We start from the raw sequence: 16,318 nt of genomic DNA, 5'->3' as shown, positions 1-16,318 counted from the left end.
ACAACAAGGAAATCGCAGCCATGGGAAAAACAATCCGATTCGGTGTCTCCCTGAACTCCGAACTGCTCGAAAAATTCGACAAGCTTTGTGAAGATAAAAGCTACCAAACGAGAAGCGAAGCCATACGGGATCTCATTCGTGGTGTTCTCGTGCAACGTGAATGGGAAGAAACCGACAAAGAAATTGCTGGCGTGCTTTCCCTTGTTTATGATCACCATGTCAGTGATCTTGCACAACGCCTTGTTGAAATCCAACATGATCACCACGATATTATCTTAACTTCGATGCATATCCATCTTGATCATGATAATTGCCTGGAAGTTCTCATCCTGAAAGGGCCTGGCGAGTCCATGCAAAAGCTCTCACAAAAGCTTATTTCCACTCGCGGTGTGAAGTATGGCAAGCTGACATTGGCCACGACCGGTCAAGACCTGGTCTAACGCCGTCTTCACCCGGGCTATGGCGACCATTACCTTCCTGCCCGCTTAAATGACAGTTGAGGCTCGTATTAATACGGCTCCCGTCATGAAAAGCGGCCTACGGCAGCGAAGGTATGGTCCAGAAAAAAATATTGATTCCAAGAGATCGAAGCCCCCTGGAGACGTGTCTGTCTGTGACTAAAAACGAAGTCAGTCGAAGTCTCTTTGAGCTGTTTGGGAGCGGTTGCAGAAATTTTGCAGCTTCATAATCCTGTTTTTTAAATGTGTTACGGTTCGACTTGGTCCAATGCCGCGTCGATGCGTTTCAGAAGATCATCCAGATCAACCTCCCAAGTCAATTTATGGATAAACCCCACTGTCTCGGCATCCTTGGACGGATAGGCTGCTTGTGCTGATGCAGCCCCTTTAAGATTTGCAAGCCGAATAAAACAAGGGTTCAGGTAGGGTTCTGGAAAAATTTCAAACAGGAGTCGAAGATTATCCGAATACACAATGTTGGTGAGCCCTGCTCCATGTGGTCCGACGATAATTTCCGCCTGAGAAAATACCTGAATCTGCTCGCTATACGGTAATTCACCAGGAGCAATAACGGTGAAACCACGTTTCTCCATGGCGGCGGCAAGCTCGCTTTCATTTGCAAGCACACGACGTTCGGCATCATGACGGCTGACATACAGACGTTTTCCAGATTGTACTGCAGGCGTTTGTTCCTCTGTACGTTCTGCCAACCTTTTTTTTATGACCTGGTATCCATCAAGAATCGTTGGATGTGGTGAAAAAGCTTCCCCTCGCAAGACGGTGGGATAAAAAATATCATCGGCTGTATAATGTCCAGGGCGCAACTCAAATCGATTCTCCACGCCAAGCAAATCCAGAGAGTCACGTTGCCATTGTGCAAGCGGCATAGTGACAACGCAGACATCGTCCATACCAAGTTTTCGTGCCTGAGTGATTGCCGGTAACGCATCAATATGCCAGTGGAAATAGTCCCGATGACAAGCATTAAATAAAATCAGACTGGTACGTGGGATATCAAGTCGACGCGCAACGGCCGGAAAACGTACACAATGTGTTTCCGGTGCATGACGCCAAAACAACGCACTATCATTCAGGTATTCTGTTTCTGGAACAAGACGATTCTGTGCATCGTAGACATGCAGTGAGTATCCGCTGATTTGGGCTCCCGGTAAATAATACAATTGTTGTGGAGCCGCCGTATACGGCACATCCAACGATTTCAGGAATTGCGCCAAGGCAGCTTGATTTTTTTCAACATTGAGCAAGCGGGGGCGCGGTACGGCTGTTTGGGGATGCACGACAAACCGGGATGCTTGCCGTTTGACAACAGCATCTTTCCATTGTTGTGCGGGCAATCCGGGAAGATCGTTTTGTGCAGAAAGCTTACATTCTTTAGCCTCAACAACAGCCCCGGATGTATCTGTAAGACGAATCAACTCGGAAGGCTCTCTAATATCAATACAACTTCGTACATTCTGCGAATACTGCTTATAATACAAAAAAAGATACTCACTGAATATACCGCCAATACGCTTGTCCAATTGTTCTAAATCGCGTTTGGCTTGTGGAGCATTGCGTTCATGAGTGTCAAAGAGCAACTTCTGATGAATGACACTATCTGGCGTATAATGGGGAAAAAAACGTTGAAGGCCATGCGATTCAAACCGTTTCACATCGAACATATTTGCCATGCCTTCAAAACGGGAAAGACCACACAAAGCCGTATGAGGACGATCTTTTAACTGCTCATACGCAGCAAGGCGCATGTCGATAGAAGCAAGAGCTGGAATAAGATCATAATTGTTATCGCGAATAATAAGGAGATCGCGTGCCAGCTTATACAGCCAACAGAACGATTCAATACTTCGCAGGACCTCACGCGTCCCAAAATGGTAGGGAGCAAAGACGATATCCCATTGCGGACTTGAAGAAAGATCAAGGTCAGTAATAACAATAGCGTTATGACCATCATCTTGTGCTTTCTTTGCTTCCTGTTCCGTTTGCATGAGAAACGTAATATCTACATTCCCCTGAAACGGAAGGATATCGAGCCATATTCTATTCCGAGCAAGAACAAGTACTTGTACTAAAGGAACCAAACCTGTCACCGTCTTTTTCGCCTCCTCATGTTCATATCGCCTGCTCGTAATTTCTTTTTAGCGTGGTGTCGATTCTTCATATTTCATAAATGCGAGGGCGGCAATCAACGACCAATAAATTACTATTAAATTCAGAAGAATACGGGAAGATAAAAAAGACACGAGAAAATGCAGCAGATCTATTGGCAGAAAAACGAAAAGTCGCAAATTCAATTCGTTTTACGGCTTCCTTTCCAAGGAGCCATCAATCACTCATTATATCTTTCAGAGAATAACACCGAGCAATTAAAGCAAAAGCCTCTTTGCTTGGCAAGGGGCGAGACATGAGAAATCCTTGTCCATAATCGCAACCAGCCTGTGTCAAGACACCGAGAACAGCTTCGGTTTCAAGTCCTTCAGCAATGACATCAAGTTCAAGTCCATGCGCAAGATCAACAATGGAGTGCACAATGTCCTGGTCTCGGCCCGGATGATCTAAATTTTGAACAAAACTTCTGTCAATTTTAATGACGTCAAGTGGTAAAGATCGGAGGTATCCCAATGAAGAATACCCCGTACCAAAATCATCAAGCGCAATCGTTACGCCTTGAGCATGTGCAGCTTCAAGCACTTCCGTAGCAATTTCCAAATCATCCATCAGAACAGTTTCGGTGACTTCCAAACGAAGACGATGCCCAGGGAGGCCGGTGGATGCAAGAGTTTGCCGAATTTGACCAACGGGATCCCCCTGGTAGATTTCACGGCCCGACACATTCACGCTCATCGTCAGCGGGGTGTCCTCCTCAAGTTTGTCCAACCAATCAACCATCTGCTTGCACGCTTCGCGCAACACATACGGCCCAATCTCCAAAATAATACCTGCATCTTCGGCAACAGGAATAAATTCAGCAGGTGAGACGATCGTTCCATCGTGTCGTCTCCACCTCACTAGAGCTTCAAAACCAGCTAATTGCAACTCGTTCAAATCAAAATACGGCTGATAATAAACAATAATTTCTCCTGCTGGAACTGCTCGCCGCAATCCCTGTTCCAGCTCAACGCGTCGAAGTAAATCTCGATACATGTCTTTATCAAATACTTCGGTTTGCCCTTTTCCACGATGTTTCGCCCGATACATGGCGATATCAGCGTCTCTAAGGACATCCTCGGGAGTCAAATAGCCTGTCTTACATAACACTAAACCAATGGATGCACTGAGGACAATTTCACTTCCTCCAACTCGAAATGACTGATTCAAGACAGCATGAATATCTTTCGCCACGTGCAACGCGGCAAAAAGATCAATAACCGGAGAGATAAGAACACCGAACTCATCGCCTCCGAAACGAGCGACCAGAGCTTTGCCGGCAAGAAGTGCTTTGAGTCTACTGGAAAAACGACTCAATAGATCATCGCCGACGGGATGTCCGAACCCATCGTTAACAAGTTTAAAGTTATCCAAATCAAGAAAGAGCATGGCGAAACGCAGTTTATCGTGGACCGCCGTTTCAATAGCGGAACGCATCTGCTTCAGAAAAAAGCCTCTGTTGGCTAACCCGGTCAATTCATCGTGATAAGCTTGGTGTTTTAACTTGTTTTCTACGAGCTTACGATCCGTTATATCTGAGACAAACCCTTCAAACGCAAGGACTTCTCCTGTAGAACTTCGTCGAGCTCGCACATTGCGCATCGTCCAAAAAATGCTCCCATCGTAGTGACGATTTTCACTTTCAAAATCATGGACCGCTCCGGTTGTTAGTATACGTTCATGCAGCAGGCAACGTTGCTTTGGGTCAACATAGATTTGTATCGCAATGTCCTTGACAATACGAAGGACTTCTTCTGGAGATTCGTACCCAAAAATCTGCGCAAAATGACGATTGACTTGAATATAATGTGCATGAGGCTCGGGTAGACTTTGGTAAATTCCAACAGGAGCCAGTTCCACAAGCAAACGATACCGTTCCTCAGCCTGCCGAAGTGCATTTTCAGCATGTTTGTACCGACTCATATCCCGAGCAAAACTCGCGAGTTGGACAACATTCCCCTGACCATCATGGATAGGGTGAAACGTGACCCACGTCCATCGTTCGCCGACGTGTTCCTCAAAAAAAACAGGCTTGCCCGTGTTAAACACCTGACGAATAGACTGTTTTCTCTGATCGACAATTGCTGGTTGATAAAAATCGAATATTGTCTGCCCCAATAAATCGTCAGGTTTTAGTCCTCGCTTCCTCGCTGCTTCATCATTGAGTGCCTGAACTCTTCCATCAATGCTTAAAAGGACAACGGAGTCAGTCGTTGCATTGAGAAGCGCTTTGATGCGACTGGCGTAATCGTGAAGAGCCTGCAACCTTTCGGCATCTTTTTCGGTACGTTGTGCGAGATCATGCGCCATATGCTCAAAGGCTTGCGCCACCAAACCGAGCTCTCCCCACTCGGGAACATCTTGTATGTGAACGTTAAAGTGCCCTAAACCAATTAACCTGGCTGTTCGAACCAGTGCCGCCGCAGGTCTCAAAATGTATATGTGACTGATTAATCGAGTAATCCAAAGAACAAGAATGGCAACACCAAGCGCACCAAGAAACGTATTTCTCATCATGCGATCAGCTCTTCGAATCTGTGGACTGGATGATATATCGGCAAGTGTCGACATCGGCTCCTTTTGAGGACGAGTTTTCATTTCGAATGCTGGTCTTTCCTGAGTTTGAACATGTCCCAAGGCTTGATCAATAAGAAGTTGACGACTTTGCAGCCCGGTATAGAGCGCGACACACAAGGCCGGGGTCAATGCCAGGCAAACAAGTCCAAAAAGTAATCCCCGAAGAGATTTCCAAGGCCAAACATACGTGTACAACCGGGCTTGGTCTTGGGGGACATTATGTATTGAGTTCTTGGGTAAGTTCATGAAGATCTTCAGCTGTTCTGGTCAGGTGGTGCAGCGCATCAAGAGCATCTTTCATTCCATCGGCTGTCTCCGATGCCACAAGGTTGACCGCATCCACGGCTCGATTGATTTGTTCGGTTGCAGCCGATTGTTGTTGGGAAGCAGCAGCAATAGATTGCGCCTGCCCTGCTGCATCATCGGCAAATTGGCTTATCTTATTCAACGCTTCGGATGACGCGACAACCAAGCGGTTCGCTTCATCAACTGCTGAAATGGCCGAGTCCATCCCTTCCTGATTACGCTTGGTTGCTGATTGAATCGCATGAACTCGTTCGGCGACTTCTTTCGTTGCGGCCATAGTCTTTTCAGCAAGTTTCCGAACTTCGTCTGCCACAACGGCAAAACCACGACCGGCATCGCCAGCACGGGCAGCTTCGATAGCAGCATTGAGCGCTAACAAATTGGTCTGATCAGCAATTTCATTAATGACATCAATGACTTGACCAACGGACTCAGCATTCTTGCTCAAGCCGGTCATTTCAGATTGCAACCCTTGTGCAATTGTATTGACTTGCTGCATGGCTTTACCCGCTTCATCTGCGACGAGAAGGCCCTGGACGGCATTGTGTCTGGTCGATTCCGCCGCTGATGCCGCACTGCCAGCATTGCGAGCTATTTCAAACACTGTTGCGCTCATCTCTTCCATGGCTGTAGCCGTTTCCGTCACACGATCTTTCTGCATCATGGCTCCTTGGGCGACATTTTCCGCTTGCTCGGTCAGTCCAACAGCTGACCCTGCTAAATTTCGCGCAATATCATCAACACGGCCAGCCACATGTTGCATGCGCTCAAAAAGCCCACGAACCTCATGCTCACGCGAGTTGGCTTCTGCTGATGCCTGATCGGCTTTTTCAGCCTGAAGTTTTGCTTTCTCCTCACTCACAAGGACTTGACGCATTTTTTCATCAAGGCTGGAAACCATCGCAGTAATATCATTGCGCAATTCAGCGAGTTCACCATGAAAATCTCCATGAGGTTTTGCCGTAAGTTCACCTCTCGCGACGGCTGCCGAATAACTTCGAAGAGCCCCCAGTGAACTATTGATGCCTGCAATAATCCACAGGATCATTGCAATCACAATGGCAACAGTGGATCCTTCTAAAATGACACCGATCCGATCGACACGAGTGACAAGAGTATCGTGTTGCTCTTCATATACTTTGCGCAGGTTAACAACCAAGGTTTCAAGTCGTCTTCCCGCCTGGATAAGGTGATCCGCTTGCAGCACGAGTTCATTATGTTGGTCGATATATTTGGTAAAATAAGATCTATAAGCTTGAAGTAATGGACTCACCGAATCATTGGCAGGAAAAGAAGATTTCAAATCTGTAAGATATTTCAATACGCGATTGGAATATAAAGCTTCACCTCGCAGGATAAAATTCTTTTCCTGTCGCCGGAGTTGCAACAATGCAATAAGCAAATCTTTATTGTTTCGAGAAGTGATGGCCTCTTCAAGCTTGCGGGCTGCCATGACAAAGTCATGCTCCAATCCCGAATCGAGTTTCCCCATAGCTTGGTCTGCTCGAGAAACTTCAGTAAATGCTTCGGAGTAGGATTGGAGTGCGACGAGAATCGTCTTTATGGTACCGGCCATATCAGGGTCATCTCGAGCAATGCTATCAAGTTGCGTCCCAATTCGTGCTATTGCTGCTTCAGCTTTTTGAAGGGAATCGGCATCATGCCTGATCAGAAAATTTTTTTCTTGGCGTCTGGACTGCAACACATCCAATGCAGCTTCGGACATGAGGCTTTCACGATAATTTACACTATCAACGAGGATAATGCCCACACGGTCAACAACAAACATACAACTGAATCCTGCAACGCATATACATAAGAGAAGAAGCAACTTTTGTTTAATTCCCATGACGCCCTTCTTTGTGTTATCTTTTTCTATACACTGTATTCATGATTCCATTCTGAGGCATTTTCCATGCCAAAAAGAACTCTTCATCAAATCCCCAACAGACAGAACTTTTCTTTCTCTTGGTGAAATAAAATATTGTTGATCTCACATGCTTTTTTACAAATCGTAAAAAAAGCTGACAGTCTTTTCAGGAATTTATTGAGTACAAATACGAAATCTCTGCGACCCCCTCGAAAAATTTTCTTCATTCTATACAACTGAAGGGTAGATATACGCGATGCTGAATGACTGTTTTTCCGACGAAATGACAAACAACCTGACAGTACGGAACCAAGTCAAGACAACACAAAATACACTAAGAAAAAAAATCAAAGAAAAACAAGCCGGATAGACACTTCGTATATCAATGGAACTGGCATCTATTTTGCCTTCTGTCCAACATCCCTGGTCTTTCTTTACACGTGTACCACCATCTCTCTTTGAGCCAGGGCAAAACAGGAGGAAACCATGCAAGAATATAAACTCCTTGTTGTGGACGATGAAGCGGATTTTGTTCGTAGTTTAGCGGAACGGCTTCAAACGAGAAAAATGAAGGCCGAAGTTGCTCTTTCCGGAGAAGAAGCGTTAGCAAAAACTAGTGTAGACGAACCAGAAGTCATGGTTCTTGATCTCAAAATGCCCGGTTTGGATGGATTGGAGGTATTGCAACGCATCAAGATGGCCTACCCGACAACCCAAGTTATCATTTTAACCGGACACAGCTCCCTGGAAACCAAGGAGCAGGCAGAAGGCCTTGGAGCGTTTGCTTACCTGGAAAAACCCGTAGAGATTTCCACATTAGTAAGAATCGTCAAACAAGCTCACGATCAATTTTTACAGATTAAAAAACAGGTTGATGCCGCTCTTATGGGGATGGCGATGTCATCAATCGCCTGTCAGCCCGATATGGCTCGTAATGTGATGGCCGAGGTAAAGGATGAGTAGCTTTGCAACGGGTCCGGCGTGGCGAACAGACACCCCGCTTGGACCCACAAGTCTTTTTCAGGAGCGTTGTGAGAACATGACATCGGTACTTCTCGTCGATGATGAAACCCGATTTCGACAGGTTCTCGTCAAACGTCTCTCACGGCGTGGTTTTCAGGTTTTCGAAGCCGCCAATGGAGCAGATGCGTTGAAGCGCATGACGAAAACCCCCTGCGAAGTCGTTGTGCTTGATGTAAAAATGCCAGATCTTGATGGGCTGGAGGTTCTGCGGCGCATCAAAGACCAATTTCCGTATACAGCTGTTATCTTACTCTCTGGCCATACCAGTATCGAGGATGGTATGAAAGGTATGAAAGCCGGAGCATATGACTACCTCTCCAAGCCCGTCGACCTCGAAGAACTCGCCAAAGTTATCCGTTTGGCGCATATCAATCAGAAAAATAACATTTCCCTTTCGTGAAATACGGCCGGCTTCGAAATGAAGTCTGTGAACAATCCAAGCCGGCCATTTCTCGTAACACCACATATTTTATACGAGAGAACTGTCGTGCACTTCCGCTGTTTCCTGCTCAGGAACGCCGGTCCAACGGCAACGCATTGCAGACACTTGATCCATTTCGCGTTGTAATCTGGCTCGTACAAGCGCGACCTGTTCAGCATTATTCATAATCATATCGAGCTGCCGTGTATGCATGAGCAAATAGCCGAGTACCCGCAATCCACATTCCATGTCAGATCGGCTCAAACGTTCGAGTCGAGCGGCAAGGCGATCCTCACGCAAATCCACCCGAAAGCCATGCAATTCAAGGAGTTCCCCCACCATCGCGACTCTCCGTTCTCGTCGCATATCGTCAGCCGCTCCCCCCTGAAAACGAAAACTCGCATAATTTTCCCGAGCATGCTCACTCACCATGGATTCGACCTGAGCAAAATGGTAGCCGAAGCGTGAATGTAAGGAACAGAAATTTTTCGAAATCATAAAATAATTGCGACTGGAATAATGTGACGGCATGGCTGGATCAAGAGATCGATTCATGGTCGAGTTAAACAGGACCGACATGAAGCCACGCCCATCAATAGCGGGCGGGCCTTGCCATGGCACCGCGATAATACCATCCCAGAGAGCCCTCATGGGAATGGATACGATATTATCAAGGTGCACATACTTTCCGGGCATTTCTTTGGCAATACCATCGCTGAGATCAAGTACCCACCACTGCATGGTCACACTGGTGACTAGACGTTTTCCCGAAAATTCCGGGTTCTCATGATGTTTGCCGAATCGAAATAACTCATGCACAGCTTTCTCATGGCAAAATCTCGTCACATCATGAACCGTTTCACAGTTGGATGCACGAAACGCCGGGGAATCCGGATCAATCAATGTCAACGGAGCTATGTGTCGAGAAACGTCTTTGAGCGTTGCAAGGACCGTACTGCCTTCCATAAGGTTACGCGGTCTTGGCCGACGCGTGAGTAACGTTGGAACCGTACCTCCAAAAATGGCTTTGTTATCGGCATCAACGGTAACCACTCCCGCATCGGGCAAAATTTCAAGTGCTCCGGTCAATCCAAACAGAGCAGGCACTCCAAATTCACGGGCAACATTGGCGAGGTGTCCCGTCACGGAACCTTGCTCCGCCACGACGGCGACAGCTCGAGAAAGCAACGGCGCCAATCGCGGCGATGATTGTCTGGCAACGAGAACAGCGCCTTTTGGAAAAGACAGCATATCAGCTTCTTTAAACACTTTATGGATATTACCGACGGCAACGCCACGGCTGGCCGTGACACCACCCGACACGAGAGCTCCACCACCAACTGTCACGTCATCCTGAATTTCGAGTGAAGGTTCGGCAATCGTTAAAGGACGGCATTGCAGTAAAACAAGGTTGTCTATTGCATCAAAAGCCCATTCAACATCCATAGGTCGATTATAAAAGGCCTCAATAGCCAACCCCAACTCAGCGAGTGCCATCGCCTGTGAAACGCTTAATACCGAGGCTCGGTGTTGAGATTCCGGCAACGAAACCTTCCGCACGCCTTCAACCGGTCCACACTCAAACCGAAACGTCTTTTCGGCCACGACCGACCGCAAAATAAGCGGGGCTCCGCCACGGCGCATGGCGTATAAATCACTCGGTGCGCTGCCATCAACAACGGCCTTCGGCAAACCGAACACCGCGCTGAGCAACAGTTCTTCCTCCCCTCCTGGCATGGGATTGCGTGTATACATCACTCCGCCTCGTATGGCATTGATCATACGCAAGCACCCGACGCACATCGGTGTTTCTTCGTCCGCTATTCCACGAGCAAGGCGATAGCTCATCGCTGTCAATCCATACTTCGATGCCACCACTTCTTTGTATGCTGTAAGCAAACTTTCACGGCTGACATTGAGTTCGGTTCGATACTGACCGGCAAATGAAATCGAAGCAAAATCTTCACCGACAGCGCTTGATCGCATCGCCAGGTGGAGTTGACGTTCGTGACGTTGCGCCAAATCGTCATATGCAGCATAAATGGCTTCAGCCAAATCGTCAGGGACTTCTGCGGCAATAACCATTTGTTGCAAATGCTGGCTCAGCCGATGCAAATCGTCCATGTCGTCTGCCGATGCAAGACTGGAAAGTCCTTCCTGAATGCGTTCCTGGAGTCCGGTCATTTTTAAAAAATGCATAAACCCGGCGGAAGTGATCACAAAACCTTCCGGAACAGCAACACGCATGACCGAAGCCAATTCGGCCAAACTTGCCATCTTTCCGCCAACAAGATCAGCTCTTTCCCGATCTGCTTTGGAAAAATCAAGTACAAACGGTCCCGCACGCTCCGATGTACGCAACCGCAGACACGGCTCGATATTCTCGCGCATTTTTGCCAAACGGTCGGCTAAGGCATCATATTTCTGTGGTGCCAAATCCATAAGCCCCATGGCCATGGTTCGTGCGGACTCCACAGCAGTCAAGGATCTGGAGCGAACAAACGCCATGCCGAACAGACGCTCACCACGCAAACCCGCATCCAGTTCGGACATGACTTCCAATGCTTGGTTATTGGCCCGTATGATGGAAAGAAACAGTTCATAGCGTCGCCTGAATTCTTCTCGCAACGATGCAATGTCGCGAATTCTGTTTTCTCGCTTTGCAGCCGAACGGCCAAACAAACGATCGAACCATCCCATTATCTGTCCTTGCGCTTGCGAGTTGAGTGGAGAGAAAAAGGCCGGAACGGGGTCCGTCCCGTTCCGGCCCACAATAAACCGGTATTTTTTCGTCGATCAATGCTCAAGCTTGAGTCCCCATCCTTCAAACATGAATAGGATGGCAAAACCATACCAAAGGGTATATACAACATAGAAGATCAAAGAGAAAATGACGACGCCGATCTTATCCATAATACTTTGTGGGGCGATACCATAATAATTGTATGCCGGTTCCACTCCACGATTCATGATATAAATGACATCGCTTGCTGCAGCAAACATCTTTTGCTTTTTGAGCTGCTTATCCATACTGCGAAGAATGTCCCACCATGCATATATAGCGACTCGGGGGCGCATTCCACGTCGCTCAGAAACAACGTCGCCACGGTTATAGTACATATCCTCACAATCGGCGACTACAGCGAGAAGCATCGTACTTAAATCACCAACAACATGTACTTTACCACCTTCTACGGTAGCAGACAGACCGGAACTCGACAACAGTGCGGGTATAATTTCTTCAAACTCTGCAGGAATGGAAAGATTGACATCAATGGTTTTTCCTTCTTGAGCTTTTGCCTTTTCCGTAATCTGCTCCATATAGTTTACAGATCCCTTGGAAATGGAGTTATACAACCTATCCATATAGGCCAGACCATTGGTACCGTTTTCAAAGATTGGAGCAAAGAACAACGCCAGTACTCCAAAAAAGAGGACGATCATACCGATCCCTCCGAAAAATTCCTTACGATTGGCGATCATGATATCACCTCCTCACCTTTGAGTACACTCAAGTTCTTGATAAAAACGCTCAAAACCCACAGGCCAAACCCGCCAATAACGAGAAAGAACGCCCATACGCCGACTTGCTCAAGGCCCGAAGCCATAGCTGGAGAGATATCGAGCACTTCCAGACTGCGCAGCTTGGCTGGTAGTGCAAAAATCCGGTTCACAAACCCGGAAAGAACAGCCATGGCGTAGAAACCGCGAATTGTAATCCCTTTGACAACCTTAGTGACCAACGCTCCAACTTGGATTCCAAGTAACGAACCGAGAAGCATTCCCATCGCCAAGGTGTAAAAAATAAAGCCGTAAATAGCGTACTGTGTGATGGAGCCATAACCGGCAGTAAAAATAATCTGGAAAATATCCGTACCAACTGTTGTTGCCGAAGACACGCCAAGCATGTAGACGAAAATGGGGAAAGTAAGAAAACCGCCACCAACCCCCATGATCCCTGCAGCCAGCCCGACGATAGCGCCAGACAGAACGAGGAATACCCACGATATCCTCCGCCCGCCTTCGGTGATCCCCTCATCGAAGCGAATCATTGGTGCAATTTTGATAGACTGGAGAAGGCGAGGAAGATTCCCTAAATCGGTGCCTTCGCCTCCGCCGTGCGCGCCGTGGTCGACGACTTGCGGACCTTTCTTCATGGCACGCGATGCTTTCAAATAGTCGGTCATGGCGTATGCACCGAGAAATCCGAGCATGAGGCAATAAATAGTTGTAATGAATGCATCGGACAAGACTGGATTCAGTTCATACAACCACCGGTTGAGCATCCCACCACCTGTTGTTCCAGCCACGGCTCCAATGAGGAAGACCAAAGCTAACGCGACGGATACGTTGCCCAATTTGCGGTGAATGACGCTCCCCATGATGGCTTTTGCAAAGATATGGAACAAGTCTGTTCCGACAGCCAAAATCCCTTTAATCCCTGCACTCATGAGCGCTGGAGCAATAATAAATCCTCCTCCGGCACCGATGCAGCCGGTAATGAACCCGGCGAGAAGGCCAATGGCAATGGAAACAAGAAAAATTCCAAGAGAATAAAATGCAGGAGAATACGCTTTTTTCCCACCGATCATTTTGGGAAGATCGGGCATGACCTGGGATATATCGGCAGCAAACGCGATACCAATGATAAAAATCGGTATAATGAACAACGCCAGCACGGCGAGCCGTTTGCGGGAACCGAGAATGTTCCGACTCATTTCGAGCTCCCATTGCGCGTGCGCCCTTGCCCCCGCCATCATAAAGGCGCCCAGTTCTCTGAAGAAGTTCATGTTCGTATCCTTTTGTGGCTACAGGTTATCGTTCTCGCGCTCAGATGGTTGTGGCTGACCGCGGAATTCCCTTTTCCAAACTATTATCTTGTCGATGCTGACTGGCTCGCTTTCCCGCTTCTTCAATGACATGCAGTAATTCGTCGATGGATATCGGCTTCAACATGTAATCAAAGGCGCCTCCTGACATAGCCTGATTGGCTGCTTCGATATCAGCGTGCCCAGTGAGCAATACAATTTCGATATCTTCATGACTTTTTTTGATACATTCCAATGTTTCCATGCCGTCCATGCCAGGCATTTTCATGTCGAGCACAACCACATCCACACGCTCTTCAGCCAACCGAGACAGCGCCTCCAAACCATTCGGAGCGTCAATGACATCGACACCACGACGTTTCAGGCGTTTGATAAGCGTGGAGCGGAAGGCGGCTTCATCATCCACGACAAGAACACGTAGCGGACGCATGGCGTTTCCCTCCTTCAGCTGCCGCTTGAATGCGACAGACCAGATCGTCGAGTGAACAGGGTTTGACCAAATAATCGAATGCGCCCATTGATCGAAGCTGCTTGGCCGGAAGTTCAGATCCGTGACCGGTCAACATAATCACAGGCAGCATCGGATCCATCAGGCGCAAAATGCGCATTAGTTCGACTCCATCCATGTCCTCCAATTTGAGATCGGCAACGACAACATCAAACTCATTTTTCCTCATAATTTTAACAGCTTCAGCTCCGCTTGCTGCGGTCACGACATTCAAACCGCGTCGGGTGAGACGTTTGCGCATGACGTCGATAAAGCCGACCTCATCATCAACAAGCATGACCCGAAGATATTGTTCTCCATTCACGCGTACATCACTCATAGGGTCGCCTCCAAGGCCGGTTGGTCTTGATCTGGTTCATTCAGATCGTCGTGTTGGATCTCGGCGGCAGGAAGCAATACGGTGAACACGGTCCCTTCTTCCGAACGACTTTGCACCTCGATATCCCCACCCATACGAGTTACGATGCCGTAACAGATGGAGAGGCCGAGCCCTGTGCCCTGACCAACAGGCTTTGTTGTGAAAAAAGGATCGAAGATACGTGAGAGGTTCGCTTCTGGAATTCCTTGGCCATTGTCGGCCACCTGAATAAAGACCATGGGATCATCAGGAGTTTTCCGATTCCCAGTACTGACGACAATCATTCCGCCTTCTCGGCCTATGGCATCAATGGCGTTATTGATAAGATTAAGCACCACCTGCTGTAATTCGGTGGAAGAGCCCAAAACGATAGGCAGATTGCCATGAAGTTGGCTTATAATATTGACTTTATTATATCTGGCTCGTTGCTCCACAAGAGACAGGATTTGCAAAACGAGCTCATCGACGGCGATGCGTTGCGTATCTTGACCACTCTTACGCGCAAAATGGAGCAACTTATGGGTGATTTCCTTGCACCGTTGCCCTTGCAAGCGTATTTGCTGCAGGGCACGCATGAATTCGACCAAACCCTCTTCCGGATCTTCATGAAATAAAACACCATCTTCGAGAAGATCTTCCATCCAACCCGCTTCTTCCACCATGATGGCGACAGGATTATTAATTTCATGTGCAATCCCTGCAGCCAATTCACCGATGGCAGCCAGACGACCGGCCTCCACCATCTGCTTATCCATATCCGCTTTTTCATAGTCGGCACGGGCTACCCGAGCAGCCATTCTTCGAGAGAGAAAGATAACGGTTGTAACAATCCCCAGCGTACCAAGAATCAGAACAATGACTGTGACGAGACGGGTACGCATGAGCATCATGTACGCATCTTTGGTGCTTTGCTGATAAACAAGACGCCATGCACCATTCTTGAGCGGAACGATGACAACAATGTGCTCCTCTCCGCTCTCATCGCTCACGATTTTCGTCGTCACGATATCGCTGGAAAATTTTGTTGGGACCGGAGGTAAGACGAAACTCTGACCGGCAGTACCAGGCAACATTTGAGTCTGAAACTCGTTATTGGCATTGAGAATATAGGCAAAACCGGTTTCGCCCACGCGAATATTTTCTACCAGACGACTGAAAACGTTGAAGTCTACCGTGGCGCGCAGAATGCACTTTCCATGAGGTGTACTTTTGGAAACAGCCACGATAAAATGGGGTAACCCACGAAGCCCGAGAAAGACATCGCTTATATAGGTCGAAGCTCCCCGTGCCTGCTCAAACCATTTGGAACCAGAGTACAACGCTTCTTCCAAACGGAATGGTCCTGCATAGGCGACTTGCTTGCCTTCAGTGTCTACAAATCCCAAATCAACAAATTGCTGGCCATATTCACGATGCAAAGACGCCAGAATACGACTTAAAAACTTCGGATCACTGAGTTCTTCACTGGTGAAAATGTCCGCTAAAAACCGAATGAGTCCGAGTTGTTGATTGAGATAGGTTTCAATCTCATGTTGATGCTTAAGGACAAGCTCTTTCAGATGATCATGGATTTTTTCTTTGTAGGCGCTATGGAATTGGTGAATAAAGATAGCCGTGACAAGGAGCATTGGCGCTAAGGCAACGGCGATAATATTCATCGACATATTTCTCGCCAGATGCTTGTAATACTGCTCACCCTGCGGGCGTTCTTTGCGCGAGGTGCTGATCCTGTTCATGCCATCTCCTTGCCTTCTGTCTGCAAACTTGTAAGGGCAAGGACTATGCCGACATCTCGACTTGTG

The 16,318-nt window shown here is 47.6% G+C and carries 12 protein-coding genes; 3 read left to right on the top strand and 9 right to left on the bottom strand.

Annotated features, from left to right (window positions below; genetic code table 11):
- Positions 1-20: 20 nt before the first annotated feature.
- Positions 21-440 (top strand): nickel-responsive transcriptional regulator NikR, encoded by a 420-nt coding sequence (gene nikR / locus G451_RS0122620; protein ID WP_027186029.1) that lies wholly within the window; start codon positions 21-23, stop codon positions 438-440.
- 266 nt (positions 441-706) lie between these two features.
- On the opposite strand, the gene G451_RS0122615 is transcribed toward nikR, so the two are convergent.
- From G451_RS0122615 to G451_RS0122605, 3 genes are all read right to left on the bottom strand, one after another.
- Positions 707-2,566 carry a glycosyltransferase family 61 protein gene (locus G451_RS0122615; RefSeq protein WP_027186028.1) on the bottom strand — a complete coding sequence of 620 codons (1,860 nt, stop codon included), beginning with the start codon at positions 2,564-2,566 and terminating at the stop codon, positions 707-709.
- A gap of 235 nt (positions 2,567-2,801) precedes the next feature.
- Positions 2,802-5,447: a bifunctional diguanylate cyclase/phosphodiesterase gene (locus G451_RS31185; protein ID WP_051261805.1), complete on the bottom strand. Its 2,646-nt coding sequence runs from the start codon at positions 5,445-5,447 to the stop codon at positions 2,802-2,804.
- Complete coding sequence (locus G451_RS0122605) at positions 5,419-7,296, bottom strand: methyl-accepting chemotaxis protein (RefSeq protein WP_051261804.1); 1,878 nt, start codon at positions 7,294-7,296, stop codon at positions 5,419-5,421. The genes G451_RS31185 and G451_RS0122605 overlap by 29 nt, the downstream gene beginning before the upstream one ends.
- 567 nt (positions 7,297-7,863) lie before the next feature.
- Here G451_RS0122605 and G451_RS0122595 point away from each other — a divergent pair.
- Together G451_RS0122595 and G451_RS31180 are read left to right on the top strand one after the other, a co-directional pair.
- On the top strand, positions 7,864-8,340 hold the full coding sequence (locus tag G451_RS0122595) for a response regulator (RefSeq protein ID WP_027186025.1): 477 nt from the start codon (positions 7,864-7,866) through the stop codon (positions 8,338-8,340).
- 76 nt (positions 8,341-8,416) lie between these two features.
- Positions 8,417-8,800 (top strand): response regulator, encoded by a 384-nt coding sequence (locus G451_RS31180; RefSeq protein WP_034643647.1) that lies wholly within the window; start codon positions 8,417-8,419, stop codon positions 8,798-8,800.
- Positions 8,801-8,869: 69 nt separating this feature from the next.
- Here the strand turns inward: G451_RS31180 and G451_RS31175 are convergent, their stop codons facing one another.
- The 6 genes from G451_RS31175 to G451_RS31170 form a co-directional block, all read right to left on the bottom strand.
- Positions 8,870-11,521 carry a PEP/pyruvate-binding domain-containing protein gene (locus tag G451_RS31175; RefSeq protein WP_051261803.1) on the bottom strand — a complete coding sequence of 884 codons (2,652 nt, stop codon included), beginning with the start codon at positions 11,519-11,521 and terminating at the stop codon, positions 8,870-8,872.
- A gap of 96 nt (positions 11,522-11,617) precedes the next feature.
- Positions 11,618-12,304: a hypothetical protein gene (locus G451_RS0122580; protein ID WP_027186024.1), complete on the bottom strand. Its 687-nt coding sequence runs from the start codon at positions 12,302-12,304 to the stop codon at positions 11,618-11,620.
- Complete coding sequence (locus tag G451_RS0122575; RefSeq protein WP_027186023.1) at positions 12,301-13,611, bottom strand: sulfite exporter TauE/SafE family protein; 1,311 nt, start codon at positions 13,609-13,611, stop codon at positions 12,301-12,303. Before G451_RS0122575 ends, G451_RS0122580 begins: the two co-directional genes overlap by 4 nt.
- 40 nt (positions 13,612-13,651) lie before the next feature.
- Positions 13,652-14,080, bottom strand: a complete 429-nt coding sequence (locus tag G451_RS0122570) for a response regulator (protein ID WP_034643644.1) — start codon at positions 14,078-14,080, stop codon at positions 13,652-13,654.
- Positions 14,049-14,477 carry a response regulator gene (locus tag G451_RS0122565; protein WP_027186021.1) on the bottom strand — a complete coding sequence of 143 codons (429 nt, stop codon included), beginning with the start codon at positions 14,475-14,477 and terminating at the stop codon, positions 14,049-14,051. The genes G451_RS0122570 and G451_RS0122565 overlap by 32 nt, the downstream gene beginning before the upstream one ends.
- Entirely contained in the window at positions 14,474-16,252 is a 1,779-nt protein-coding gene (locus tag G451_RS31170) for a sensor histidine kinase (RefSeq protein WP_034643641.1), read from the bottom strand. Before G451_RS31170 ends, G451_RS0122565 begins: the two co-directional genes overlap by 4 nt.
- Positions 16,253-16,318: the final 66 nt, after the last annotated feature.

The sequence above is a fragment of the Desulfovibrio inopinatus DSM 10711 genome (genome assembly GCF_000429305.1).
Classification (GTDB): domain Bacteria; phylum Desulfobacterota; class Desulfovibrionia; order Desulfovibrionales; family Desulfovibrionaceae; genus Alteridesulfovibrio; species Alteridesulfovibrio inopinatus.
This window is presented reverse-complemented; position numbering and strand designations above follow the sequence as displayed.